Genomic DNA, 23921 nt, shown 5'->3' on the forward strand with positions numbered 1-23921 from the left:
CTACGGACGCGGGCCCCAGGGACTTTCGGCCCGGCCGTTTCGGGACCTTCGGCGGCGAAAGCGACCGGATCGTTATGCAAGCCTTGCGGACGGGAGATTGGGGAACAAATGCCGCAGGCCAGTACCGACACGACCGCCTCCAGCCGTGACATAGGCATAGACCTGGGGACCGCGAACACCCTGGTCTACGCCCGCGGACACGGGATCGTCCTCAATGAGCCGTCCGTGGTCGCGGTCAAGGCGGGCACGACCACCGCGCTCGCCGTGGGCTCGGAGGCCAAGGAGACCATCGGCCGCACCCCGGGCTCCATCACCGCGATCCGCCCCCTCAAGGACGGGGTGATCTGCGACTACGAGGCCGCCGAGGAGATGATCCGGCACTTCGTCCGCAAGGCGGTCCCGGGCCGGCGCCCCCGCACCCGGATGGTGATCTGCGTACCGTCCGGGGTCACTCCGGTCGAACGGCGGGCCATCGTGCACGCCTCCACCCGGGCCGGCGCCCGCAGCGTCCACCTGATCGAGGAGCCCATGGCGGCCGCGATCGGCGCCGGGCTGCCGGTGGCCGAGGCGCGCGGCTCGATGGTCGTGGACATCGGCGGCGGCACCTCGGAGGTGGCCGTCATCTCCCTGGGCGGGATCGTCACCTCGCAGTCCCTGCGGATCGGCGGGGACCGGCTCGACGCCGCGATCACGGACCACGTGCGCAAGGAGCACTCCCTGCTCATCGGCGAGCGCACCGCCGAGGACGTCAAGGTCGCCATCGGCTCGGCCTGGCCCGTCCCCGAGCGTCCGGAGCTGGAGACCCGCACCTTCACGGTGCGCGGCCGGGAGCGGGTCGGCGGCATGCCCAAGACCCTGGAGCTGACCGCGGCCGACGTACGGGCCGCGCTGGACGAGCCGGTCGAGGCGATCATCGCCGCCGTCCGCGCCACCCTGGAGGAGTGCCCGCCCGAGCTGTCGGGGGACGTCATGGAGCACGGCATCGTCCTCACCGGCGGCGGTGCGCTGCTGCCCGGCCTGGACCTGCGGATGGCCTCCGCCACCGGCATCCCGGTGTTCGTCGCCGACGCGCCCCTGGACTGCGTGGCCCTCGGGTCGGGGCGCTGCGTGGAGGACCTGGACACCCTGGGGGCGTTGCTGTCCCCGGCGAAGGCCTGACGGGGCCGGGGGCCTCGGCGGAGGCCGGGGCCCCGGTGTGGGTCAGCCGCGCGGCAGGGTCGCGACGACCTCGTACGTGTCCTCGCCGCGCCGCGCCGTCAGGTTCCCGCCCAGGCTGCGGACGCGCTCGGCCATGCTGGCCGTGCCCGAGCCGGCCGAGACGGGCGCCCGGCCGGGGGCGCGGTCCGGGAGGCCGTTGCTGACGGCGATCCTCAGGTGCGGGCCGTCCGCACGGACCGACACCTCGATGGTCTCGCCCTGCGCGTGCTTGGCCGCGTTCGTGAGGCACTCCTGGACCACCCGGTAGACCGCCGCCTGCCGCAGCGGCGAGAGCGCGTACGCCTGGGGGTCCATCGTCAGCCGGACCGGCGAGCCGGCCCGCCCGCTCTCCTCCGCCAGCGCCGCCAGCCCCTCCACGCCCGGGGTCGCGGCCCGCTCGCCCCGCTGCACGATGATCTCGTTCAGCACCAGGTGGGCCCGCCGGGCCGTGTCGGACAGCTCCTCGAAGTCCTTCGCGTACGGGGTCTCGCGCGCCCGCATGGACAGCACCTCGGAGCGCACCGTCAGCAGGGTCAGCTCCCGCCCGACGAAGTCGTGGACGTCACGGGCGACGGAGGTCCGCTCCTGCTCGACGGCGTGCAGCACGGCCGCCTCGGCACGCCGGGCCTCCAGCTCCCGCACCAGGTCGTGCCGGTAGGCGGCGATCCCGACGGCGGAGGCGAGCACCCCGATGGGCACGACCAGGCTGAGGAAGGAGCTGAGGGTCTCCGCCTTCGGCTCGGGCCAGCCCGGCAGGCAGAACACGGCGAGCGCGAAGGCCACGTAACCGGTGGTGGCCAGGACCGCGGCCCGCCGGCCCCGGTAGCGGCCGACGGAGTAGAGGGCGAACTGGATCAGGGTCAGCTCGTGCAGCCAGCCGATGAACAGCAGGGCGGTGACGTACGCCGCCCAGGGCACCCGGCGCCGCACCAGCAGGGTCGCGCAGCCGGCGGTGAGCACGAAGGCGGCCTGCCACCCGTTGAGCGAGTTGTCGGCGGCGGCCAGACCCGGCAGGTCCAGCGCCATCAGGCCCAGGCAGCTCAGCGCCGTGACGACGTCCTGCGCCCGGGGCGAGGCGCCCCAGCCATCGGCGAGCCGGCGCCCGGAGGCCACGGCCCGGTGCAGCGCCGAGTCGGAGGGCAACAGGTGCATGCCCCCATCATGCGTGGTCCGCCCCGGGGATCGGCTCAGCCATTTGGACATATCACGTGATAAACGGCACTCCGGGTAGGGCCGTACGTCCCCGCCCGGACGCGCGAAAGGCCCCCACCGGGCGGGCGGGGGCCTTCCACTGTGTTCCGTCGCCGACCGCTAGGCGGCGGGCAGGGCGTCCAGCTGGGCCTGGATGCGGGCGATGTCCGCCTCGGCCTTGGCCAGGCGGCCCTTGATCTTGTCCACGACGTGGTCGGGGGCCTTGGCCAGGAAGGCCTCGTTCCCGAGCTTCGCCTCGGCCTGCTGCTTCTCCTTCTCGGCGGCGCCGAGGTCCTTGGAGAGGCGCCCCCGCTCGGCGGCCACGTCGATGGTGCCCGAGAGGTCGAGGGCCACCGTGGCGCCGGCGACCGGCAGGGTGGCGGTGGCGCTGAAGCCCTCGCCCTCCGGCTGGAGGCGCAGCAGCTGGCGGATGGCACCCTCGTGCGCGGCCAGCGGCGTACCGCCCAGGTCCAGGCGGGCCGGGACCTTCTGGCCGTCCTGCAGGCCCTGCTCCTTGCGGAACCGGCGGACCTCAGTGACGACCGCCTTGACCAGTTCGATCTCGGCCTCGGCCGCCTCGTCGCGGAATCCGCTGTCGGCGGGCCAGTCGGCGATCACCAGGGACTCGCCGCCGGTCAGCGTGGTCCACAGGGTCTCGGTGACGAACGGGACCACCGGGTGCAGCAGCCGCAGCATGACGTCCAGGACCTCGCCGAGGACGCGGCCGGAGACCTGCGCCTGCTCGCCGCCCGCGAAGAACGTCGTCTTCGACAGCTCGACGTACCAGCTGAAGACCTCGTCCCACGCGAAGTGGTAGAGGGAGTCCGACAGCTTCGAGAACTGGTAGTCCTCGTAGAAGGCGTCGACCTCGGCCACGGTCTTGTTCAGCTGCGACAGGATCCACCGGTCGGTCGCCGACATCCGCTCGGGGGCCGGCAGCTCGCCCTCGATGGTGGCGCCGTTCATCAGTGCGAAACGGGTCGCGTTCCAGATCTTGTTGGCGAAGTTGCGGGAGGCCTGGACCCAGTCCTCGCCGATCGGGACGTCGACGCCCGGGTTAGCGCCGCGGGCCAGCGTGAAGCGGACCGCGTCGGAGCCGTAGGTGTCCATCCAGTCCAGCGGGTTCACCGCGTTGCCGAAGGACTTCGACATCTTCTTGCCGAACTGGTCGCGGACCATGCCGTGCAGGGCGATGGTGTGGAACGGCGGGGTGCCGTCCATCGCGTACAGGCCGAACATCATCATCCGGGCGACCCAGAAGAAGAGGATGTCGTAGCCGGTGACCAGGACGGAGTTCGGGTAGAACTTCGCCAGGCTCTCGGTCTGCTGCGGCCAGCCGAGGGTGGAGAAGGGCCACAGGCCCGAGGAGAACCACGTGTCGAGCACGTCGGTGTCCTGGTGCCAGCCCTCGCCGGCCGGCGGCTGCTCGTCCGGGCCGACGCAGACGATCTCGCCGCCCGGGCCGTACCAGACCGGGATGCGGTGGCCCCACCACAGCTGGCGCGAGATGCACCAGTCGTGGAGGTTGTCGACCCAGTCGAAGTACCGCTTCTCCATCTCCTGCGGGTGGATCTTGACCTTGCCGTCGCGGACCGCGTCACCGGCGGCCTTGGCGAGCGGGCCGACCTTGACCCACCACTGCATCGACAGGCGCGGCTCGATGGTGGTCTTGCAGCGCGAGCAGTGGCCCACGGAGTGGACGTACGGACGCTTCTCGGCGACGATCCGGCCCTCGGCGCGCAGCGCGGCGACGATGGCGGAACGGGCCTCCAGGCGGTCCAGGCCCTGGAAGGGGCCGTGCGCGGTGATGACCGCGCGCTCGTCCATGACGGCGAGGTTGGGCAGGTTGTGGCGCTGGCCGATCTCGAAGTCGTTCGGGTCGTGCGCCGGGGTCACCTTGACGGCGCCGGTGCCGAACTCCGGGTCGACGTGCGTGTCGGCGACGACCGGGATGGAGCGGTCGGTCAGCGGCAGCTTGATCTCACGGCCGACGAGGTGCTTGTAGCGCTCATCGTCCGGGTGGACGGCCACGGCGGTGTCGCCGAGCATCGTCTCGGCGCGGGTGGTCGCGACGACCAGGGAGTCCTCGCCCTCGCCGTAGCGGATCGAGACGAGCTCGCCGTCGTCGTCCTGGTACTCGACCTCGATGTCGGAGATCGCGGTGAGGCAGCGCGGGCACCAGTTGATGATGCGCTCGGCGCGGTAGATCAGCTCGTCGTCGTAGAGCCGCTTGAAGATGGTCTGGACGGCCTGGGACAGGCCCTCGTCCATCGTGAAGCGCTCGCGGGACCAGTCGACGCCGTCGCCGAGGCGGCGCATCTGGCCGGAGATCTGGCCGCCGGACTCGCCCTTCCACTGCCAGACCCGGTCGACGAAGGCCTCACGGCCCAAGTCGTGGCGGGACTTGCCCTCCTTGGCGAGCTCGCGCTCGACCACGTTCTGGGTGGCGATGCCGGCGTGGTCCATGCCGGGCTGCCACAGGGTCTCGAAGCCCTGCATGCGCTTGCGGCGGGTGAGGGCGTCGATGAGGGTGTGCTCGAAGGCGTGGCCCAGGTGCAGGCTGCCCGTGACGTTCGGCGGCGGGATGACGATGGTGTACGCGGGCTTGTCGCTCTTCGCGTCGGCCTCGAAGTAACCGCGCTCTACCCAGCGCTCGTAGAGCTTCCCCTCTACCTCGGCCGGCGCGTACTGGGTCGGCAGTTCGGAGTTGGGGGCACTGGGTGTCTGCGTGTTCTCGGTCACGGGGCACAGGATACGGCGGGCCCCGCCCGCGTCACGAATCCGTTCCACCGCAGGAGCTCCCGTTGACCTCGGCCGGTCCGGGGACGTCTCATGCGCCCATGAACGAGATCACCCCGCCCGCCCCTTTCCCCTACCAGCCCGTGTCGCCCGCGCAGCGCAAGCGCAAGCGCTTCATCGGTGCGGCCGGGACGGTACTGGCCCTCGCCGCGGCGGCCTTCGCAGGCCGTTGGGCCGTGAACGCGGCCCTCGCCGGCCCCGAGGACGCCGGCCGGTACCGGCTGGTCCCGCCGGCCTCCTTCCAGGGACTGGCCCTGCAGGAGTCCGGGCCGCGGGTGGACGCGATCAAGCAGGGGCAGGGCACCCCCAAGGAGGGCACCGTGCCGGTGGCCGTCGTCTACGCCGACCAGACGGGGACGGCACAGCTGGTGGTGAGCGGCGCGTCGGGAACCTTCACGGACGACGACCCCGGGCACGTGCTCGTCCGCGGCCTCCACGACATGGGCGTCGACGGGGCCGCCCCGCAGGACTCCGGCACCCCGGCGGGCGGGGCGATGCAGTGCGGCACCCTGACGACCGGGGCGGGTCCGCTGACGATGTGCATGTGGGCCGACCACAGCTCCCTGGTGACGGTCACGGTCCCCGTCGAGAACAAGCCGGTCGCGTTCGACGCGCTGGCCGCGCAGACGCGTGCGCTGCGGGCGGCGATGGAAGTACCGGCCGGGTCGTAGTTCGGTAACGGCCCGGACCCCGATGCCCCGGCCGAACAGGCCTTCCGCAAGGATGTGTGAAACGGATAAGGAAACCTCACAGGGGGACTCGGGATGAGTTACAACCAGCCAGGGCCGTACGGCCAGCAGCCGCAGCAGCCGGGCCCCTACGGTCAGCAGCCCCCGCCGCCGCCGAACCCGTACGGCCAGCCCGCCCCGCAGCCGGGCTACGGCTACCCCCAGCAGACCCCGCCGCCGGCCTACCCCCAGCAGACCCCGCCGCCCCCGCCGCCGGCCTTCCCCCAGCAGGGCGGCTACCCGCAGCAGCCCCCGCAGCCCGCCTACGGCTACCAGCAGCCCCCGCAGCAGGGCTACATGCCCCCGCCGGCACCCCCGAAGAAGTCGAAGGCGGGCCCGGTCATCGCGGTCATCGCGGTCGTGGCCGTCATCGGCGGCGCCGGCTGGTGGTTCCTGGGCGGCGGCTCGGGCGGCTCGGTCTCGGACGCGACGAAGGGCTACAAGCTGGTCGCGCCGGAGGCCGTCGGTGAGTTCCAGAAGGACCCGAAGTACAAGGCGAAGGAGCTCAGCCCGGAGGACAAGCAGCAGGTCGAGGCCGCGGGCATCAAGAACCCCACCCAGGTGGGCATGGACTACGTGTCCGGCGACCAGAAGAACCCGCTCACGTTCAAGGGCATCACCTTCAGCGGTTTCTACGGCGACATCGCCGACCCCGAGAAGACCGTCGACGGGCAGTTCGCAGCGGCCAAGCTGCGGCTCTCCAAGGACAACAAGTCCGAAGTCCAGCTCATCGGCAGCCCGAAGAAGATGACCCCCGCCGGGTTCAAGGGCGCCGTCATGAAGTGCCAGGAGCTCAAGGCCACCTCGAAGGACCCCTCCACCAAGGGTCCCAAGGAGATGACGGTCCCGCTCTGCATCTGGGCCGACTACAGCACCGCGGCCACGGTCATGTCCACCGACGTGGGATCCCTCCTCACCGGCAAGCCGGGCTACACGCTGGAGCAGAACGCGGACTTCGCCGCGAAGCTCTACAACACCGCCCGCGTCAAGAAGTAACCGCGGCGGCACACGACCAGAAGGGGCGCCCCGGATGTCCGGGGCGCCCCTTCCGCGTGCAACAACCAGACGGCTACGCCGACTTCTCGTGCGGGCCCTGGTCCTTCGGGACGATGCGGGGGACCAGGGTCGGGTTGACGTTGGAGCGGACCACGTCCGCCGTGATGACCACGCGGGCCACGTCCTTGCGGGACGGGACCTCGTACATCACCGACATCAGGACCTCCTCCATGATGGCGCGCAGGCCGCGCGCGCCGGTCTGGCGGAGGATGGCCTGGTCGGCGATGGCCTCCAGGGCCTCGCGCTCGAAGTCCAGTTCCACGCCGTCGAGTTCGAACAGGCGCTGGTACTGCTTGACGAGGGCGTTGCGCGGCTCGACCAGGATCTGGAGGAGCGCCTCGCGGTCCAGGTTGTGGACCGAGGTGATGACGGGGAGACGGCCGATGAACTCGGGGATCATCCCGAACTTCACCAGGTCCTCCGGCATGACCTCCTGGAACTGGTCGCTCGCCTCGATCTCCCGCTTCGAGCGGATCGTCGCCCCGAAGCCGATGCCCTTGGCGCCCGCCCGCGACTCGATGATCTTCTCCAGGCCGGCGAAGGCGCCGCCCACGATGAAGAGCACGTTCGTCGTGTCGATCTGGATGAACTCCTGGTGCGGGTGCTTGCGGCCGCCCTGCGGCGGGACCGAGGCGGTCGTGCCTTCCAGGATCTTCAACAGGGCCTGCTGCACGCCCTCGCCCGAGACGTCGCGCGTGATCGACGGGTTCTCGCTCTTGCGGGCGACCTTGTCGATCTCGTCGATGTAGATGATCCCGGTCTCGGCCTTCTTGACGTCGTAGTCGGCCGCCTGGATCAGCTTGAGCAGGATGTTCTCGACGTCCTCGCCCACGTAGCCGGCCTCCGTCAGGGCGGTGGCGTCGGCGATGGCGAACGGGACGTTCAGCATGCGGGCCAGGGTCTGGGCCAGCAGGGTCTTGCCCGAGCCCGTGGGGCCCAGCAGCAGGATGTTGGACTTCGCGAGCTCGATCGCGTCGTCACGGCCCTGCGCGCCGCCGTTCTCGCCGGCCTGGACGCGCTTGTAGTGGTTGTACACCGCTACCGAGAGCGCCTTCTTCGCCGGCTCCTGGCCGACGACGTAGCTCTCCAGGAACTCGTAGATCTCACGGGGCTTGGGGAGTTCTTCCCACCGGACCTCGGAGGTCTCCGCGAGTTCCTCTTCGATGATCTCGTTGCAGAGGTCGATGCACTCGTCGCAGATGTACACACCGGGTCCTGCGATGAGCTTCTTCACCTGCTTCTGGCTCTTCCCGCAGAACGAGCACTTGAGCAGGTCGCCGCCGTCACCGATGCGTGCCACGAGGTGCTTCCCCTTCGCCTGGGAGACGCTTGGTTCAGCGCTCCTGGTGCCTCATATCCGACGGTACCTTGCCGGGGGCCCCGTACGGGGCCCCCTTGACGCGGTTCACAGCGCAGAATCCTGCGGTGCGGCCGCGCCAACTGGCGGCAAGGATCAGGCCGCGTTCATCTTGCGGGTCGAGACGATCTGGTCGATCAGACCGTAGGCCAGCGCGTCCTCGGCCGTGAGGATCTTGTCGCGCTCGATGTCGTCGCGGATCTTCTCGATCGGCGTGGTCGAGTGCTTGGCCAGCATGCTCTCCAGCTGGTCGCGCATGCGCAGGATCTCGTTGGCCGCGATCTCCAGGTCGGAGAGCTGCTCGCGGCCGGTGCCGCCCGACGGCTGGTGGATCAGCACGCGGGCGTTCGGGAGGGCCATGCGCTTGCCCGGGGTACCGGCGGCGAGCAGGACCGCGGCGGCGGAGGCCGCCTGGCCCATGCAGACCGTCTGGATGTCGGGCTTCACGAACTGCATCGTGTCGTAGATGGCCGTCAGCGCCGTGAAGGAGCCGCCGGGGCTGTTGATGTAGATCGAGATGTCGCGGTCCGGGTCCATCGACTCCAGGCACAGCAGCTGGGCCATGACGTCGTTGGCGGAGGCGTCGTCGATCTGCACGCCGAGGAAGATCACGCGCTCCTCGAAGAGCTTCGCGTACGGGTCGTACTCGCGCACGCCCTGCGAGGTGCGCTCGACGAAGCGCGGGACGACGTAGCGGTTGTCCACCTGCGGGCCGGAGTAGAGGCCGCTCGCGGAGAAGTTGTTCTGCATCTGGGTGTTCACCATCCTGGTGGCGTTCAGCGGGCTGTGGGTGCCTGGACGGGCGGGCGGGCGCACGGCGGTCCGTACGCCGGGGCCGGGGATCAGGCCCCGGTGCCGCCACCGCCCGGGACCAGGGACGCGGCGGAGATGATCTCGTCGATGAGGCCGTACTCCTTGGCCTCCTCCGCCGTGAACCAGCGGTCGCGGTCGCCGTCGCGGATGATGGCCTCCACGGTCTGGCCCGAGTGGTGCGCGGTGATCTCGGCCATGCGCTGCTTGGTGCGCAGCAGGTACTGGGCCTGGATCTTGATGTCCGACGCGGTGCCGCCGATGCCGGCGGAGCCCTGGTGCATCAGGATGTCGGTGTTCGGGAGCGCGAAGCGCTTGCCCGGGGTACCGCCGGTCAGCAGGAACTGGCCCATGGAGGCGGCCATGCCCATGCCGATGGTGATGACGTCGTTCGGGATGTACTGCATGGTGTCGTAGATCGCCATGCCGGCCGTCACGGAGCCACCGGGGCTGTTGATGTACAGGTAGATGTCCTTGTCCGGGTCCGCGGCCAGGAGAAGGAGCTGCGCCGTGATCTTGTTGGCGATCTCGTCGTCGACCTGCTGGCCGAGGAAGATGATGCGCTCGCCGAGCAGCCGGTTGTAGACATGGTCGCCGAGGCCGCCACCGATGGACGGCTCACCCGCGGCGTAAGGCTTCAGATTCGTCACGTATCCACCTGCTCGTCTCCGACGGCCACATGCCGTCTCAGCGTCTCGTTCTGGGGCGCGGACCGGGCGGTGGTGCGATGCCCCGCCGGCTCCGGGTACTCCCGTGCCCTCGTATTCATGGACCCTAACGCGCAGGTCGGACAACGCCATCCCGCTTCCCGAACTGTTCGCTCGGAGCGCAAGGTCCCGGGGCCTTTCCCGAGCCATGCGGAAGGGCCCGGACGCGGCTGCGTCCGGGCCCTTCACGGCACTGCTCAGCGGGCTTCGCCCGGGGTGTTACTTGGCCTCTTCGGCCTTCGCCTCGTCGTCACCCTCGACGGCGGCCTCGACGACCTCGGCGGCCGTCTCGACCTCGTCCTCGTCGTCGGACAGGTCGATGACCTCACCCTTGGTGTCGACGACCTTGGCGGCCTCGACGACGACCGCGAGGGCCTTGCCGCGGGCGACCTCGCCGACGAGCATCGGGACCTGGCCGCCCTCGACGACGGCCTGGGCGAACTGGTCGGGGGACATGCCCGAGGACTGCGCGCGGCGCATGAGGTGCTCGGTGAGCTCCTCCTGGTTGACGCCCAGCTTCTCCTTGTTGACCAGGGCGTCCAGCAGGAACTGGGTCTTGATGCCCTTGACGGCCTGCTCGCGGGTCTCGGCGTCGAACTCCTCGACCGTCTTGCCCTGGATCTCGAGGAACTTCTCGAGGTTCAGGCCCATCTGGCCGAGCTGGTGGTGCTCCAGGTTGTGCTTGCGGGTCTGGACCTCGTCCGCGAGCAGCTTCTCCGGGACGGGGATCTCGGCGAGCTCGAGGAACTTCTCCAGCACGCGCTCCTGGGCCTGGGTGGCCTGGTCGTACTGCTTCATGTTCTCGAGGCGCTTGCGGCTGTCCGCCTTGAGCTCGTCGAGGGTGTCGAACTCGCTCGCCATCTGGGCGAACTCGTCGTCCAGCTCCGGCAGCTCGCGGGCGGAGACCTTGGTGACCTTGACGGTGACCTCGGCGTCCTTGCCCTCGGCGGAGCCGCCCTTCAGCTGCGAGGTGAAGGTGGCCTCGCCGCCGGCCTCGAGGCCCTTGACGGCCTCGTCGATGCCGTCGAGGAGCTCGCCCGAGCCGATGGTGTAGGAGACGTCGGTGGCGACACCGTCCGCCAGGACCTCGCCGTCGACCTTGGCCTCGAGGTCGATGGTGACGACGTCACCCTCGGCGGCGGCGCGCTCGACGTCCTTGGTGGACGCGAAGCGGCTGCGCAGCTGCTCGACCGACTTCTCGACGTCCTCGTCCGAGACCTCGACCGCGTCGACCTCGACCTCGATGCCGGAGTAGTCCGGGATCTCGATCTCGGGGCGGACGTCCACCTCGGCGGTGAAGGCCAGCAGCTCGCCGTCCTTCAGCTCGGTGATGTCGACCTCGGGCTGGCCCAGCGGGTTCAGGTCGGCCTCGTTGACGGCCTCGGTGTAGAACTTCGGGAGGGCGTCGTTGACGGCCTCCTCCAGCACCGCACCGCGGCCGAAGCGCTGGTCGATGACCCGGGCAGGGATCTTGCCCTTGCGGAAGCCCTTCACCGTGACCTGCTGGTTGATCTTCTTGTACGCCGCGTCGAGGCTGTCCTTGAGCTCCTCGAAGGGCACCTCGACAGTGAGCCGAACCCGAGTCGGGTTCAGGGTCTCCACGGCGCTCTTCACGGTTCGGTCTCCTTGTGGCTGACTGCTTGGGGGTTCTGCCGGAACGCTGCGATTCAGCGGCCTCGACGGATTCGGCCCGGTACATCAGACACACGGGCACGCAGCTTGCATAGTAACCGCAAGCGGCAATCAGCCCACAACGCGATCTCCGTGGGGACCCTGCTGGTGGTCGGGGTGGCCGGATTCGAACCGACGACCTTCCGCTCCCAAAGCGGACGCGCTACCAAGCTGCGCCACACCCCGTCGGTGCGACACGTAGGGTACATGCCCGAAGACGCTCCGGCGCCCCCGGTTTCCCGCCGGGCGCACGCGCGCGCGGCGCCTGCGGCGACACGGCGCCCGAAAGCGGTGTGCACTCCCCCCGCGCGACCCGCTAGGATGCTGTCCGTGCCGCGGTCCCACGGACCTGCGGCGCGCGTACTGCGGGTGTAGCTCAATGGTAGAGCCCTAGTCTTCCAAACTAGCTACGCGGGTTCGATTCCCGTCACCCGCTCTCAACGGCTCAGGGCCGGGTCGAGGAAACCTCCTCGACCCGGCCCTGACGCGTTGTCGGTGACCCTCAGAGCTTGATGCCGGCGATGGTGTCCGCGAGGGAGTTCAGGAAGCGGTTGACGTCCGGGGCGATGGAGCTGGACGCCAGGAAGAAGCCGAAGAGGACGGCGACGATCGCCGGTCCCGCCTTCATGTGCTTGCCGCGGATCAGGATCACCAGGATGATCGCCAACAGAACCACCACTGACAGCGAAATGGCCACTTCTGATCACACCTTCGGTCGTCCCCTGGCCGGCCCGGGGGTCACGCCCGTGCACACCCCCACATGGACCATCCTCCCACCAACCGGGCCCTCCTATCCGCGCCGTGACGAATCGACAACACGCCTTTCCCGCCAAGCGGACACGAACCGGGCACATTTCGGGCGCGAGGGGGAGCTCGGGGCGGGGGTCAGGGGGCGGTGATGCCGAGGAGCGAGCGGACGCGGGCGTACTTGGCGGTCAGCCGGTCACGGGTGGGCGCGTCCAGCACGGAGAGGCGTACGGGGTCCGCGTTGTGCGCGAGGTCGGCCTCCTTGACGAGGACGGCGCCGGGGGTGGCGAGGATGCGGGCCGTGTACTCCTCGACCGGTTCTCCAGGGCGCTTCGTCAGCGCCAGGACCATGTCCTTGACCTCCTGGGGGAGGGCGGCGGCCGCGAGCTGCGCGGGGCTGAGCGCGTCGTCCTCGACGGAGTCGTGCAGCCAGGCGGCGGCCTGCTGGGCCGGGCTGCCGCCGCGCAGGCGGACGCCCTCGGCCACGGCCGCGAGGTGCTCGGCGTAGGGGCGGCCGGCCTTGTCGGTCTGGCCCTCGTGCGCGGAGCGGGCCAGGGCCTCGACCTCGGCGAGGGTGAGGGAGCGGTCGGTCATGCGGTCTCCTTCGCTGCCGTGCACAGGGCTTCGGCGGTCCGGCGCACGTCGGCGGGTGTCGTACGCCAGTTGGAGAACGCGGCGCGCAGGCCGGGGGTTCCCCCGAGGACGGTGGGGGTCACGAAGACCTCGGCGGCGACGGCCTCGCGGAAGGCGGCCAGGCGTTCGGGGGTGGGGTCCTCGGCGAGGGTGAAGCAGACGACGTTGAGCCGGACGGGGGCGAGCAGCCGCAGGGCCGGGTCCCGGCCGAGGAGCTCGCCGAGGGCGCGGGCGCAGGCGGTGTCCCGTTCGACGATCTCGCGGTGGCCCTCGCGGCCGTAGGCGCGCAGGGTGAACCAGGCGGCCAGGGCCCGCAGCCGGTGGGAGTTCTCCGGGGTGAGGTGGACCAGGTCGGGGTCGGCGCCCAGGGGGCCGAGGTAGGCGGCGGCGTTGGCGAAGACGCGGGCCTGGAGGTCGCGGCGGCGGGTGAACTGGACGGCGCTGTCGTAGGGGACGTTGAGCCACTTGTGCAGGTCGACGCAGACGGAGTCGGAGGCGTCGAGGCCCGCGGTGAGGTGGGCGTGCTCCGGGGAGAGGGCCGCGAAGGCGCCGAAGGCGGCGTCGGTGTGCAGCCAGAAGTCGTGGCGGTCCTTGAGCGCGGCGACGGCCCGCAGGTCGTCGAAGTCGACGGTGTTGACGGTGCCCGCGTTGGCGACGACGACGGCCGGGCCGGGGATGTCGGCGAGGGCGCGGTCCAGGGCGGCGGGGTCGACGGCCTCGCGGCCGGGGAGGGTGGGCACCGGGACGAGGGCGGCGCGGCCGAGGCCGAGGACGGAGAGGGCCTTGGCGATGGAGGAGTGCGGGGCGCCGGACAGGACGCGGACGGGGCCGAGCGCGGCGACGCCGTCCTGGGCCGGGGAGACCCCGAGGCGCTCGCCGAGCCACTCGCGGGCGATGGCGAGGCCGACGGTGTTGGACTGAGTGGCTCCGCTGACGAAGGTGCCGGTGTGGGCGGCGCCCAGCCCGAAGAGCTCGCGCAGCCAGGAGACGGTCTCGCGTTCGAGGTGCTGGCCGGCGGGGTCGAGGGAGGAGTTGGAGTTCTGGTCGTGGACGGCGGTGAGCCAGTCCCCCGCGAGGGCGGCGGGGGTGGCGCCGCCGGTGACGAAGCCGAGGTAGCGGGGGCCGGCGGAGGCCGAGAACCGGGGCTCCCAGCGGGCCCGGAAGTCGTCGAGGGCGGCGGTGGCGCCGGTGCCGTGCGCGGGGAGCGGGCGGGGCTCGGGCGGCCCGTCCTGCGGGGGCACGACGGGCCGCGCCTCCAGAGCGCCCAGGGCTTCGACGGCGGCGCGGCGGGTGGCGTCCAGGAGGGCGGGGAGGCGGGCGAGGTCGGCGGCGAGGGTGGCGTCCATGGGCGGACGGTAGCCCTGGCGGGGGCGGGGCGGACGTGCCAATCGCCACGCAGTGGCCGGGTCCGGCCGTACCGCTGCGCGCAGCCCCTCGGCTGAAGACCCCTGGGGTTGCGCCCCGGGCCGCGCGTCAAAAGGCGGCGCGGCGGATCAGGAGGAGGGCCCGGTCGTCGTTGACGTCCTTCGCGACCTTTTCGATCAGGTGCCACGCCGCGCCCTCCCACCCGGCGGCGACGTACCGGTCGGCCTCGCCCGTCAGGCGGTCGATGCCCTCGCTGATCTCGCGGTCCGCGGTCTCGACCAGGCCGTCGGTGAAGAGCATCAGGACGTCGCCGGGCCGCAGGTTGCCGCGCGCAGGTTCGAACTCCGCGCCGTCGTAGACGCCCAGGAGGGGGCCTTCGCCGGACTTCTCCTGCCAGCGGCCCGTGCCGGCGGAGAGCTGGAGGGCGGGGAGGTGGCCGGCGGAGAGGAGTTCGTAGTCGCCGGTCTCCAGGTCCAGGACGAGGTGGATGGAGGTGGCGAAGCCCTCGTCCCAGTCCTGGCGGAGGAGGTAGCCGTTGGCGGCGGGGAGGAAGTCCTGGGGCGGGAGGGCGCCGAGGAGCCCGCCGAAGGCACCGGAGAGGAGGAGGGCCCGGGAGCCGGCTTCCATGCCCTTGCCGGAGACGTCGGTGAGGACGACCTCCAGGGTGCGCCCGCCGTTGGTGCGGGCGGCGACGACGAAGTCGCCGGAGAAGGACTGGCCGCCGGCCGGCCGCAAGGCCATCTCGCGGTGCCAGGACGGTGGCAGGGCGGGGAGCTTGCTCTGCACCCGGATGCGTTCGCGCAGGTCGAACAGCATGGTGCCGCCGCGCCTCCACGGCACTCCGACGCGGCTGCGGAACTGGGCGATGATCAGGCCGAAGAAGCCGCAGGCGGCGACGACCAGGACGGTTCCGGGGGTGACCCGGGCGGGCCCCTGGGTGTACGGGCCGAGGACCAGGGCCTCGACGATCAGGGCGGTCGCGGACGCGGCGTAGAGCCCGAGCAGGCTGGCGGGCCGCAGCAGCAGCCCGCCCGCCACGATGGGCAGGACGAGGGCCGACGGCGAGAACCAGACGGGCATCAGCAGGGTGCCGCAGGCGATGGCGGGGACGGTGAGCAGCAGGCCCGCGAAGGCCAGCCAGTCGCTCGCGTCCCCGCGGAAGTAGTCGACGGCGGATTTGCGCAGGGCTGTGCGGACCCGGTGCGACAGCATGCGCGCCCGGGCCCTGAGCGTCTCCACGCGTGCTCCGGCCATTGCATCGGGACCCTATCCATCATGGCCGTGTGCGCGCAGGGGTACCCCCGTACCCCTGGCCCGCGGATGCCCGAAAACAGATCGACCGGGCCGTATTGCCCTGGTAGGGATGGCCCTATGGCTCTTGATACGCGCGTATTGCAGGCTGACGAGTGGGATGTCTGGTACGACCATCTGGAACTGGCGTTCGGTGGCGTGCCGGAATCCCCTGAGGAGCGGACGCTCTACCGGTCCCTGACGGAGCTCGACCGTTCGCTGGGCGTCTGGGACGGCGGGACCTGCGTCGGCTCGGCCGGGTCGTTCGGCTTCCGGCTGTCGGTGCCGGGCGGGGCGGTGGTCCCGGCGGCGGGCGTGACGATGGTCGGTGTGGCGCCGACGCACCGCAGGCGGGGCGTGCTGACCTCGATGATGCGCCGCCAGCTGGACGACGTCCGGGCGGGTGGCGAACCGGTCGCCGTGCTGACGGCCTCGGAACCGGAGATCTACGGGCGCTTCGGCTACGGCGTGGCGGCCTACGACCTGCTGGTGGACATCGACACGACCCGCGTACGGCTGAACGCGCCGCCGGGGACGGACGAGGTGCGGCTGCGGCTCGTGGACCCGCTGAAGGCGCTGGACGACTGCGAGCGGGTGTACGCGGCGCTGGTCGCGGGCCGGCCGGGGATGCCCGCCCGGCAGCCGGGGTGGGAGCGGCAGGGGCTGCTCGACCCGGAGTCGCGCCGGGAGGGGGCGTCGCCGCTGAAGTGCGTGGTGGCGGAGGACGCGGCCGGGGTCGTCGTCGGGTACGCGCGCTACCGGGTGCGGCCGGACTGGGAGCCTGCCGGGTCGGACGGCAAGGTGCTGGTCGGCGAGGTGGACGCGGTGGACCCGGCGGCGTACGCGGCGCTGTGGCGCTACCTGTTCGAGATCGACCTGACCTGGCACGTACGGGCCTTCCGGCGGCCGGTGGACGATCCGCTGCTGCACCTGGTCAACGACGTGCGGCGGGTCCGGGCGCAGCAGCGGGACGCGCTGTACCTGCGGGTGGTGGATCTGCCGGGGGCGCTCCGGGCACGGGGGTACGGGGCCGCGGTGGACGTGGTGATGGAGGTCGAGGACGCGTTCTGCCCGTGGAACGCGGGGCGGTGGCGGCTGACGGCCGGTGCGGACGGTTCCGGGGCGCGGTGCGTGCGCAGCGATGACGCGGCGGAGCTGGCGCTGTCCGCGCGGGAGCTGGGGTCGGTGTACCTGGGCGGGGTCACGTGGGCCTCGCTCGCGGCGGCCGGGCGCGTGCGGGAGCTGCGGCCGGGGGCCCTGCGGGAGGCCTCGCGGGCCTTCGCGGGGGATGTCGCCCCGTGGCTCCCGCACAACTTCTAGTCCGCGCCGCCGGCCGGGGGGGCGGGGCCCCCGCGGCTAACGCTGCTGGCAGGAAGGGCACCAGAAGAGGTTGCGGGCGGCCAGGTCGGCCGTGCGGACCTCCGTCGTGCAGATGTGGCACGGGAGCGTCGCGCGGCGGTAGACGTACACCTCGCCGCCGTGGTCGTCGACGCGTGGCGGGCGGCCCATGGCCTCGGGGAGGTGTTCGTCGCGGACGGTGTCGATGCGGTTGCGGCGGACTCCCTCGCGCATCAGCTCCGCCAGGTCGGCCCACATCGCGTCCCATTCGGCGCGGGTGAGGTCCTTGCCCTGGCGGTAGGGGTCGATGCCGTGCCGGAAGAGGACCTCGGCGCGGTAGACGTTGCCGACGCCCGCGATGACCTTCTGGTCCATCAGCAGGGCGGCGATGGTGGTGCGGCTGCGGGAGATGCGGGACCAGGCTCGGCCGGGGTCGTCGGCCGGGCGCAGCGGGTCCGGGCCGAGGCGGTCGTGTATCGCCTGCTTCTCGGCCGCGGTGACCAGGGCGCAGGCCGTGGGGCCGCGCAGGTCCGCGTAGTGGTCCTCGTTCAGCAGGCGCAGCCGGACCGTGTCGGTGGCCGGCGGGGCCGGGGCGGGGCCGAAGCCGAGCTTGCCGAAGAGGCCGAGGTGGATGTGGATCCAGGCGTCGCCGAGTTCCAGGAAGAGGTGTTTGCCGTGGGCCTCGGCGCTCTCCAGCTCGCGCCCGTCGAGGAGGGCCGCGCTCTCGGCGAAGCGTCCCTGGGGGCTGCTGACCCGGACCGGGCGGGCGGCGAAGCGCTCGGTGTGGTCCTGGGCGAGGCGGTGGATCGTATGGCCCTCGGGCACGCCTTGCTCCTGTTTTCCTTCGTGCAGGTGCGTGCCGCCGGACACGGGCGTCCGGCGGCACGCGGGCGGACTACTGGTCCTGCGGGTGGTGGGCCGGGATCGGGGGGAGCTCGCCGGTCTGCTCGTAGGCCGAGAGCATGTCGATGCGGCGGGTGTGGCGCTCCTCGTCGGAGTACGGGGTCGCGAGGAAGGCCTCGATGAAGCTGGTGGCCTCGTCCTGGGTGTGCATGCGGCCGCCGACGGAGATGACGTTGGCGTTGTTGTGCTCGCGGCCGAGCTTCGCGGTCTCCACGCTCCAGGCGAGGATGGCGCGGACGCCCTTGACCTTGTTGGCGGCGATCTGCTCGCCGTTGCCGGAGCCGCCGATCACGATGCCGAGGCTGTCGGCGTCCGCGGCGGTCTTCTCCGCGGCGCGCAGGCAGAACGGCGGGTAGTCGTCCACCGCGTCGTAGATGTGGGGCCCGCAGTCGACGGGCTCGTGGCCGTTGTTCTTGAGCCAGTCCACGAGGTGGTTCTTGAGCTCAAAACCGGCATGGTCGGATCCGAGATACACGCGCATGGGTCGAGTGTGGCATGCGTGACCTCAAGGGAGGGCGGAGGGGTGTCGCATAAATCACTTCTAAACCTCAAGTAAACCCAAAGAACGCAGACGGGAGGGGTCGGGACCTTGGTCCCGGGATGGGGGCCTTGGGTAACCATCGGAAGAAGGTCTTCCGTCCTGGCCGGAAATCGGGTTTGAATGCCGGAACTCTCCACCCGAGAACCAAAGGATTCGTCCATGAGCACGACGACGACCCTTCAGAAGGCAGGCGGACCCACCGGCGAACCCGGTTCCGCACAGCCCTCCGACGGTCTCAAGGCCGGTCTCAAGAACCGCCACCTTTCCATGATCGCCATCGGCGGCGTCATCGGCGCCGGCCTGTTCGTCGGCTCCGGCGGCGGTATCGCCAAGGCCGGCCCCGCCATCCTGATCTCGTACCTGCTCGTCGGCGCGATGGTCGTCTTCGTGATGCGGATGCTCGGCGAGATGGCCGCCGCCAGCCCGAACTCGGGCTCCTTCTCCGCGTACGCCGACCGGGCGCTCGGCCGCTGGGCCGGGTTCTCCATCGGCTGGCTCTACTGGTTCTTCTGGGTCGTCGTGCTCGCCGTCGAGGCGACCGCCGGCGCGAAGATCCTCGAGGGCTGGATACCGGCCGTCCCGCAGTGGGCCTGGGCCCTCATCGTGATGGTGGTCCTGACGGCCACCAACCTCGGCTCCGTCGCCTCCTACGGCGAGTTCGAGTTCTGGTTCGCGGGCATCAAGGTCGTCGCCATCGGCGCCTTCGTGATCGTCGGCATGCTCGCCGTCTTCGGCGTGCTGCCGGGCTCGGACAACCCGGGCGCGGGCTTCGCCCACCTCACCGACGCCGGCGGCTTCATGCCGGGCGGCTGGGGCTCGGTCCTCACCGGTGTGCTGATGGTCGTCTTCTCCTTCATGGGCAGCGAGATCGTCACCCTGGCGGCCGGCGAGTCCGAGGACCCGCGCCGCGCGGTCACCAAGGCCACCAACTCGGTGATCTGGCGCATCGGCGTCTTCTACCTGGGTTCGATCTTCGTCGTCCTCACCCTGCTGCCGTGGAACGACAAGTCGATCGTCGAGAAGGGCTCGTACGTCGCCGCCCTGGACTCGATCGGCATCGCGCACGCCGGCCAGATCATGAACGTGATCGTCCTGACGGCCGTGCTGTCCTGCCTGAACTCGGGCCTCTACACCGCTTCCCGCATGGCGTTCTCGCTGGGCGAGCGCGGTGACGCGCCCAAGGCGTTCGCCAAGACCAGCAAGAACGGCGTGCCCACGGTCGCCATCCTCGGCTCGGTGGTCTTCGGCTTCATCGCCGTCTACTTCAACTACACGTCCCCGGACACGGTGTTCAACTTCCTGCTGAACTCCTCGGGTGCCATCGCGCTCTTCGTGTGGCTGGTCATCTGCCTGACCCAGCTGCGGATGCGCGGGATCCTGATGCGCGAGGCGCCGGAGAAGGTCACCGTCAGGATGTGGCTCTTCCCGTACCTGACGTGGGCCACCGCCGCGATGATCACCTTCGTCCTCGGCTACATGGTCTACGACAAGGACAACCGCGAGACGGTGCTGTACTCCCTGCTCGTCGCGGCCGTCGTGATCGCGATCGGCGTGGTGCGCAACGCCCGCCGCAAGGGCGAGCTCGCGGTCGAGGCCACGGCCGACGCCGTGGCCGACGCGGTCTGACCGGACCCCCGCACACCGCAGCAGCCCCGGACCGCCCGCACGCGGTCCGGGGCTGCTGCGCAGGCGCCGGCAGAAGGGGCCGTACGGGTCAGCCGCGGCGGCCGGCCAGCTTCCAGGCGGCCGGCAGGGCGCCCATGGCCAGCGCGGCCTTGAGGGCGTCGCCGATCAGGAACGGGGTCAGGCCCGCCGCGAGGGCCGCGGTGAGCGACATCCCGGTGGCGGCCATCAGGTACGGCACGCCCACCGCGTAGATCACGGCCGAGCCCAGCACCATCGTGCCCGCCGTGCGCAGCACCGAGCGGTCGGCGCCGCGCCGCGCGAGGGCGCCCACGACGGTGGCGGCCAGCAGCATGCCGAGGACGTAGCCGAAGGAGGCGCCGCCGGCGCCGGAGGTGCCGCCCGCGAACCAGGGCAGGCCGGCCGCGCCCAGGGCGGCGTACAGGCCGAGCGCCAGGAAGCCGCGGCGGGCGCCGAAGGCGGTGCCCACGAGCAGGGCGGCGAAGGTCTGGCCGGTGACCGGAACGGGAGAGCCGGGAACGGGGACGGAGATCTGAGCGGCCAGACCGGTGAGCGCGGCTCCGCCGACGACGAGCGCGATGTCGCGGACGCGGCTCGCGGGCAGCAGGTCGGCGAGGACGGCGCCGGGCCGGAAGGAGACGGAAGCAGTGCTCATGAGGGGCTCCGCGGGGTGGTGATCGACAGGACACCGTGACGCTAGTGCGCGCCGCCGCGCCGCCCCACCGTCGGCCGGGACAAAGGCATACTGTCCGGTTTGGTGGGGACCACACAAAGCCCGCGCCTTACACCCGATGTGAAGTGATCCCCATCACGGGGAACATCCGGCGACACTTCCTTTTTGCTCCCACGGGCGCCCTCCGGCAAGACTGTAGGGTCCCGCCAATCCCTTGCGCAGCCCACAGCGCCGCTTGGCCGACCGAGAGTACGAGCACCTCCTCATGCGCGACCAACTGCCCGAACCGTCCGTCACCGAGGGCCAGCTGCCCCCGGAACCCCTGAGCCACAGTCTCAAGCAGCGCCACCTGACCATGCTGGGCCTCGGCGGCGTGATCGGCGCCGGGCTCTTCGTCGGCTCCGGCGCCGGCATCGGCATCGCCGGCCCCGCGATCATCTGCTCGTACCTGCTCGCGGGCGCGCTCGCGATGCTGGTGATGCGGGCCCTCGGCGAGATGTCGGCGGCGATGCCCGCCTCCGGCTCCTTCTCGGTCTACGCGGAGAAGGCCCTGGGGCGCTGGGCCGGCTTCTCGGCGGGCTGGCTGTACTGGTTCCTGCTGGTCGTGGTGCTCGCCGTGGAGGCGACCGGGGCCGCGAAGATCGCCCACGGCTGGCTGCCGTCGGTGGACCAGTGGGTGTGGGTGCTGCTGTTCATGGTGGTCTTCACCCTCAGCAACCTCGCCGCCGTGCGGAACTTCGGCGAGTTCGAGTTCTGGTTCGCCGCGCTGAAGGTCGGCGCGATCGTGCTGTTCCTGGTCCTGGGCACCCTGGCGGTCTTCGGCCTGCTGCCGGACACCGAGCCGGTGGGCCTGGCCAACCTGAGCGGGCAGGGCGGGTTCTTCCCGAAGGGGATGGGCGGGGTCGTCGCGGGCATGCTCGCGGTCGTCTTCGCCTTCGGCGGCCTGGAGGTCGTCACCATCGCGGCCGCCGAGTCCGACGACCCGGCCCGGTCGGTGTCGCGGGCGGTGCGCAGCGCGGTGTGGCGCATCCTCTTCTTCTACGTCGGCTCGATGCTGGTGATCGTGACCCTCCTGCCTTGGGACTCGCTCAAGCCCGGGGAGAGCCCGTACGTAGCCGTGCTCGACTCGATCGGGATCCCGGCGGCCGGGCAGATCATGAACATCGTGGTGTTCGTGGCGCTGCTGTCGGCGCTGAACGCGAACCTGTACGGCTCCTCGCGCATGGTCTTCTCGCTGGCCGAACGGGGTGAGGCGCCCAAGGCGCTGCTGAAGGTCTCGGGCGGCGGGGTGCCGCGGCGGGCGGTGCTGGCTTCCGTGGTCTTCGGGTTCGCGTCGGTGGTGCTGAACCTGCTGTGGCCGGACACGGTCTTCCTCTACATGCTCAACGCGGTCGGCGCGGTGCTGCTGTTCGTGTGGGCGCTGATCGCGGTCTCGCAGCTGCGGCTGCGGCCCCGGCTGGAACGGGAGATGCCGGAGCGGCTGACGCTGCCGATGTGGGCGTTCCCGTACCTGACGTGGGCGGCGCTGCTGGGGATGGCGGCGGTGCTGGTGCTGATGCTCTTCGACGACTCGGCGCGGCCGCAGCTGCTGTGGTCCTCGGGCGCGGCGGCGGTGGTGCTGCTGGTGGCCGCGTACCGGGAGGTGCGGGCGCGCCGGGGCTGAGGCCCCGTCAGTGACGTGTGGACGCCGAGCGGCCCGGGACGTGTGTCCCGGGCCGCTTTCCTTCTGTGCGGGGCGCGGTCACGGCGCGTGAGCCGAGTGTCCGGATGCTGAACAGCAGACGTCCGATAAACGGACGCTCGGCAGACTGGGCCCATGAGTCAGAGCACCATCACGCCCCCCGAACTGCGGCCGTCCGCGCCCGGATCCCCCCTCGGCACCGGCCTCAAGCAGCGCCACCTCTCGATGATCGCCCTCGGCGGGGTCATCGGCGCCGGCCTCTTCGTCGGCTCGGGCGCCGGCATCGCGGCCGCGGGGCCCTCGATCGTGCTCGCGTACGCGGTCTCCGGTCTGCTGGTGATGTTCGTGATGCGGATGCTCGGCGAGATGTCGGCGGCCAACCCCGCGTCGGGTTCCTTCTCGGTGCACGCCGAGCGGGCGATCGGCCCCTGGGCCGGGTTCACGGCGGGCTGGATGTTCTGGACCCTGCTGTGCGTGGGCGTGGCCATCGAGGCCATCGGTGCCGCGCACATCATGACGGGCTGGTTCCCGGGCACCCCGTCGTGGCTGTGGGTGCTGGTGTTCATGGCGTTGTTCTGCGGCAGCAACCTGGGCGCGGTGCGCAACTTCGGCGAGTTCGAGTTCTGGTTCGCCGCCCTGAAGATCGGCGCGATCGGGCTGTTCCTGGGCCTGGGCGTGCTGGCCGTCCTGGGCCTGCTGCCCGGGACCTCCTCCCCCGGCGCCGCCAACCTGGTGCACGACGGCGGGTTCCTCCCCAACGGCGTGGACGGGCTGCTCGTCGGCGTGCTGGCCTCGGTCGTCGCGTACGGCGGCCTGGAGACGGTGACCATCGCCGCCGCGGAGTCGGACGACCCGGTGCGGGGCGTGGCCAGGGCGGTGCGGACCACCATGTGGCGGATCGCGATCGTCTACGTCGGCTCGATGCTGGTGATCGTCACCCTGCTGCCCTGGAACGACCCGGCGGTCAGCGGCCACGGTCCGTACGCCGCGACCCTGGACCACCTGGGCATCCCGGCGGCCGGCCAGATCATGAACGTGGTCATCCTGGCCGCCCTGCTGTCGGCGATGAACGCCAACATCTACGGCTCCTCGCGCATGGCCCACTCGCTGGTCTCCCGGGGCCAGGGGCCCAAGGCGCTGGCCAAGGTCTCGGGCGGGGTGCCGCGCCGGGCGGTGCTGGCCTCCAGCGGGTTCGGGTTCGTCACGGTCCTGCTGTCGTACTGGTACCCGGACACCCTGTTCGCCTGGCTGCTGAACATGGTCGGCGGGGTCATCCTCGTCGTCTGGGGCTTCATCGCCGTCTCGCAGTTCGTGCTGCGCCGACGGCTGGAGCGGGAGGCGCCCGGGAAGCTGACCGTGCGGATGTGGGGCTTCCCGTACCTGACGTGGCTGGCGCTGGCCGGGGTGGCCGGGGTGCTGGTGCTGATGGCCGTCGGCGAGGACACCCGGACGCAGGTGCTGTTCACCGGCGGGCTCGCGGCGGCGCTGGCGGCGACCGGGTACCTGATGCAGCGCCGGGCGGCGGCCCGGACCTGACGGCCCGGCGGCTCCCCGGCCCCTTTTGAGGCGGACCCCGTGTGCGACACGGGA

20 protein-coding genes and 2 tRNA genes are annotated in these 23921 nt (G+C 71.2%); 8 read left to right on the forward strand and 14 right to left on the reverse strand.

Annotated elements, in window-relative coordinates:
• Nucleotides 1–108: 108 nt before the first annotated feature.
• A complete protein-coding gene (locus B4U46_RS12395; RefSeq protein WP_079426930.1) occupies nt 109–1158 on the forward strand; it encodes a rod shape-determining protein in 1050 nt (349 codons plus the stop codon).
• Nucleotides 1159–1200: 42 nt separating this feature from the next.
• Here B4U46_RS12395 and B4U46_RS12400 read toward each other — a convergent pair whose 3' ends face one another.
• A complete protein-coding gene (locus tag B4U46_RS12400; RefSeq protein WP_079426932.1) occupies nt 1201–2349 on the reverse strand; it encodes a sensor histidine kinase in 1149 nt (382 codons plus the stop codon).
• Nucleotides 2350–2508: 159 nt separating this feature from the next.
• Nucleotides 2509–5130: a valine--tRNA ligase gene (locus B4U46_RS12405; RefSeq protein ID WP_079426934.1), complete on the reverse strand. Its 2622-nt coding sequence runs from the start codon at nt 5128–5130 to the stop codon at nt 2509–2511.
• A 98-nt stretch (nt 5131–5228) separates the two neighbouring features.
• Between B4U46_RS12405 and B4U46_RS12410 the strand changes: the two genes are divergently transcribed.
• Together B4U46_RS12410 and B4U46_RS12415 are read left to right on the forward strand one after the other, a co-directional pair.
• Nucleotides 5229–5858: a hypothetical protein gene (locus tag B4U46_RS12410; RefSeq protein ID WP_079426936.1), complete on the forward strand. Its 630-nt coding sequence runs from the start codon at nt 5229–5231 to the stop codon at nt 5856–5858.
• A gap of 93 nt (nt 5859–5951) precedes the next feature.
• The gene (locus B4U46_RS12415) at nt 5952–6911 is read left to right on the forward strand and encodes a hypothetical protein (protein WP_079426938.1); all 960 of its coding nucleotides are present in this window, start codon (nt 5952–5954) and stop codon (nt 6909–6911) included.
• Nucleotides 6912–6984: 73 nt separating this feature from the next.
• Here the strand turns inward: B4U46_RS12415 and clpX are convergent, their stop codons facing one another.
• The 5 genes from clpX to B4U46_RS12440 all read right to left on the reverse strand — a co-directional run bounded on the left by clpX (nt 6985) and on the right by B4U46_RS12440 (nt 11702).
• On the reverse strand, nt 6985–8271 hold the full coding sequence (gene clpX / locus B4U46_RS12420; RefSeq protein WP_007264060.1) for an ATP-dependent Clp protease ATP-binding subunit ClpX: 1287 nt from the start codon (nt 8269–8271) through the stop codon (nt 6985–6987).
• A 153-nt stretch (nt 8272–8424) separates the two neighbouring features.
• Nucleotides 8425–9093, reverse strand: a complete 669-nt coding sequence (locus B4U46_RS12425; protein WP_079426940.1) for an ATP-dependent Clp protease proteolytic subunit — start codon at nt 9091–9093, stop codon at nt 8425–8427.
• A gap of 77 nt (nt 9094–9170) precedes the next feature.
• Nucleotides 9171–9788 (reverse strand): ATP-dependent Clp protease proteolytic subunit, encoded by a 618-nt coding sequence (locus tag B4U46_RS12430; protein WP_045947940.1) that lies wholly within the window; start codon nt 9786–9788, stop codon nt 9171–9173.
• 276 nt (nt 9789–10064) lie between these two features.
• Nucleotides 10065–11459, reverse strand: a complete 1395-nt coding sequence (gene tig / locus B4U46_RS12435; protein WP_079426942.1) for a trigger factor — start codon at nt 11457–11459, stop codon at nt 10065–10067.
• A gap of 166 nt (nt 11460–11625) precedes the next feature.
• Nucleotides 11626–11702: transfer RNA gene (locus B4U46_RS12440), tRNA-Pro, on the reverse strand.
• A 179-nt stretch (nt 11703–11881) separates the two neighbouring features.
• On the opposite strand from B4U46_RS12440, the gene B4U46_RS12445 reads away from it, so the two are divergent.
• Nucleotides 11882–11952: transfer RNA gene (locus B4U46_RS12445), tRNA-Gly, on the forward strand.
• Nucleotides 11953–12018: 66 nt separating this feature from the next.
• Here B4U46_RS12445 and B4U46_RS12450 read toward each other — a convergent pair.
• From B4U46_RS12450 to B4U46_RS12465, 4 genes are all read right to left on the reverse strand, one after another.
• The gene (locus B4U46_RS12450) at nt 12019–12213 is read right to left on the reverse strand and encodes a hypothetical protein (RefSeq protein WP_079426944.1); all 195 of its coding nucleotides are present in this window, start codon (nt 12211–12213) and stop codon (nt 12019–12021) included.
• Nucleotides 12214–12401: 188 nt separating this feature from the next.
• Complete coding sequence (locus tag B4U46_RS12455; RefSeq protein ID WP_079426946.1) at nt 12402–12857, reverse strand: HD domain-containing protein; 456 nt, start codon at nt 12855–12857, stop codon at nt 12402–12404.
• Nucleotides 12854–14242: a pyridoxal phosphate-dependent decarboxylase family protein gene (locus B4U46_RS12460; RefSeq protein WP_079426948.1), complete on the reverse strand. Its 1389-nt coding sequence runs from the start codon at nt 14240–14242 to the stop codon at nt 12854–12856. The genes B4U46_RS12455 and B4U46_RS12460 overlap by 4 nt, the downstream gene beginning before the upstream one ends.
• Before the next feature lie 127 nt (nt 14243–14369).
• Nucleotides 14370–15515, reverse strand: a complete 1146-nt coding sequence (locus tag B4U46_RS12465) for a PP2C family protein-serine/threonine phosphatase (RefSeq protein WP_079426950.1) — start codon at nt 15513–15515, stop codon at nt 14370–14372.
• Between the two features lie 117 nt (nt 15516–15632).
• Here B4U46_RS12465 and B4U46_RS12470 point away from each other — a divergent pair, with 117 nt between their 5' ends.
• Nucleotides 15633–16871, forward strand: a complete 1239-nt coding sequence (locus B4U46_RS12470) for a GNAT family N-acetyltransferase (protein WP_079426951.1) — start codon at nt 15633–15635, stop codon at nt 16869–16871.
• A 36-nt stretch (nt 16872–16907) separates the two neighbouring features.
• Here B4U46_RS12470 and B4U46_RS12475 read toward each other — a convergent pair whose 3' ends face one another.
• Nucleotides 16908–17714, reverse strand: a complete 807-nt coding sequence (locus tag B4U46_RS12475) for an Fpg/Nei family DNA glycosylase (protein ID WP_079426953.1) — start codon at nt 17712–17714, stop codon at nt 16908–16910.
• 70 nt (nt 17715–17784) lie between these two features.
• Complete coding sequence (locus B4U46_RS12480; protein WP_045946306.1) at nt 17785–18273, reverse strand: ribose-5-phosphate isomerase; 489 nt, start codon at nt 18271–18273, stop codon at nt 17785–17787.
• A 219-nt stretch (nt 18274–18492) separates the two neighbouring features.
• Between B4U46_RS12480 and B4U46_RS12485 the strand changes: the two genes are divergently transcribed.
• Nucleotides 18493–19959, forward strand: coding sequence for an amino acid permease (locus B4U46_RS12485; protein WP_079426955.1), 1467 nt, complete (start codon nt 18493–18495; stop codon nt 19957–19959).
• Between the two features lie 88 nt (nt 19960–20047).
• Here the strand turns inward: B4U46_RS12485 and B4U46_RS12490 are convergent, their stop codons facing one another.
• The gene (locus B4U46_RS12490) at nt 20048–20632 is read right to left on the reverse strand and encodes a biotin transporter BioY (protein WP_079426958.1); all 585 of its coding nucleotides are present in this window, start codon (nt 20630–20632) and stop codon (nt 20048–20050) included.
• 283 nt (nt 20633–20915) lie between these two features.
• Between B4U46_RS12490 and B4U46_RS12495 the strand changes: the two genes are divergently transcribed.
• Both B4U46_RS12495 and B4U46_RS12500 read left to right on the forward strand, forming a co-directional pair.
• Complete coding sequence (locus B4U46_RS12495; protein ID WP_079431718.1) at nt 20916–22313, forward strand: amino acid permease; 1398 nt, start codon at nt 20916–20918, stop codon at nt 22311–22313.
• Between the two features lie 153 nt (nt 22314–22466).
• Nucleotides 22467–23867, forward strand: coding sequence for an amino acid permease (locus B4U46_RS12500; RefSeq protein ID WP_079426960.1), 1401 nt, complete (start codon nt 22467–22469; stop codon nt 23865–23867).
• Nucleotides 23868–23921: the final 54 nt, after the last annotated feature.

This window comes from Streptomyces katrae, from assembly GCF_002028425.1.
Classification (GTDB): domain Bacteria; phylum Actinomycetota; class Actinomycetes; order Streptomycetales; family Streptomycetaceae; genus Streptomyces; species Streptomyces katrae_A.

Coding starts and splice junctions, on each gene's coding strand:
- B4U46_RS12395 (WP_079426930.1), top strand. CDS start 109: ATGCCGCAGGCCAGTACCGACACGACCGCCTCCAGCCGTGACATAGGC.
- B4U46_RS12400 (WP_079426932.1), bottom strand. CDS start 2,349: ATGCACCTGTTGCCCTCCGACTCGGCGCTGCACCGGGCCGTGGCCTCC.
- B4U46_RS12410 (WP_079426936.1), top strand. CDS start 5,229: ATGAACGAGATCACCCCGCCCGCCCCTTTCCCCTACCAGCCCGTGTCG.
- B4U46_RS12415 (WP_079426938.1), top strand. CDS start 5,952: ATGAGTTACAACCAGCCAGGGCCGTACGGCCAGCAGCCGCAGCAGCCG.
- B4U46_RS12425 (WP_079426940.1), bottom strand. CDS start 9,093: ATGGTGAACACCCAGATGCAGAACAACTTCTCCGCGAGCGGCCTCTAC.
- B4U46_RS12455 (WP_079426946.1), bottom strand. CDS start 12,857: ATGACCGACCGCTCCCTCACCCTCGCCGAGGTCGAGGCCCTGGCCCGC.
- B4U46_RS12460 (WP_079426948.1), bottom strand. CDS start 14,242: ATGGACGCCACCCTCGCCGCCGACCTCGCCCGCCTCCCCGCCCTCCTG.
- B4U46_RS12465 (WP_079426950.1), bottom strand. CDS start 15,515: ATGGCCGGAGCACGCGTGGAGACGCTCAGGGCCCGGGCGCGCATGCTG.
- B4U46_RS12470 (WP_079426951.1), top strand. CDS start 15,633: ATGGCTCTTGATACGCGCGTATTGCAGGCTGACGAGTGGGATGTCTGG.
- B4U46_RS12480 (WP_045946306.1), bottom strand. CDS start 18,273: ATGCGCGTGTATCTCGGATCCGACCATGCCGGTTTTGAGCTCAAGAAC.
- B4U46_RS12485 (WP_079426955.1), top strand. CDS start 18,493: ATGAGCACGACGACGACCCTTCAGAAGGCAGGCGGACCCACCGGCGAA.
- B4U46_RS12490 (WP_079426958.1), bottom strand. CDS start 20,632: ATGAGCACTGCTTCCGTCTCCTTCCGGCCCGGCGCCGTCCTCGCCGAC.
- B4U46_RS12495 (WP_079431718.1), top strand. CDS start 20,916: ATGCGCGACCAACTGCCCGAACCGTCCGTCACCGAGGGCCAGCTGCCC.
- B4U46_RS12500 (WP_079426960.1), top strand. CDS start 22,467: ATGAGTCAGAGCACCATCACGCCCCCCGAACTGCGGCCGTCCGCGCCC.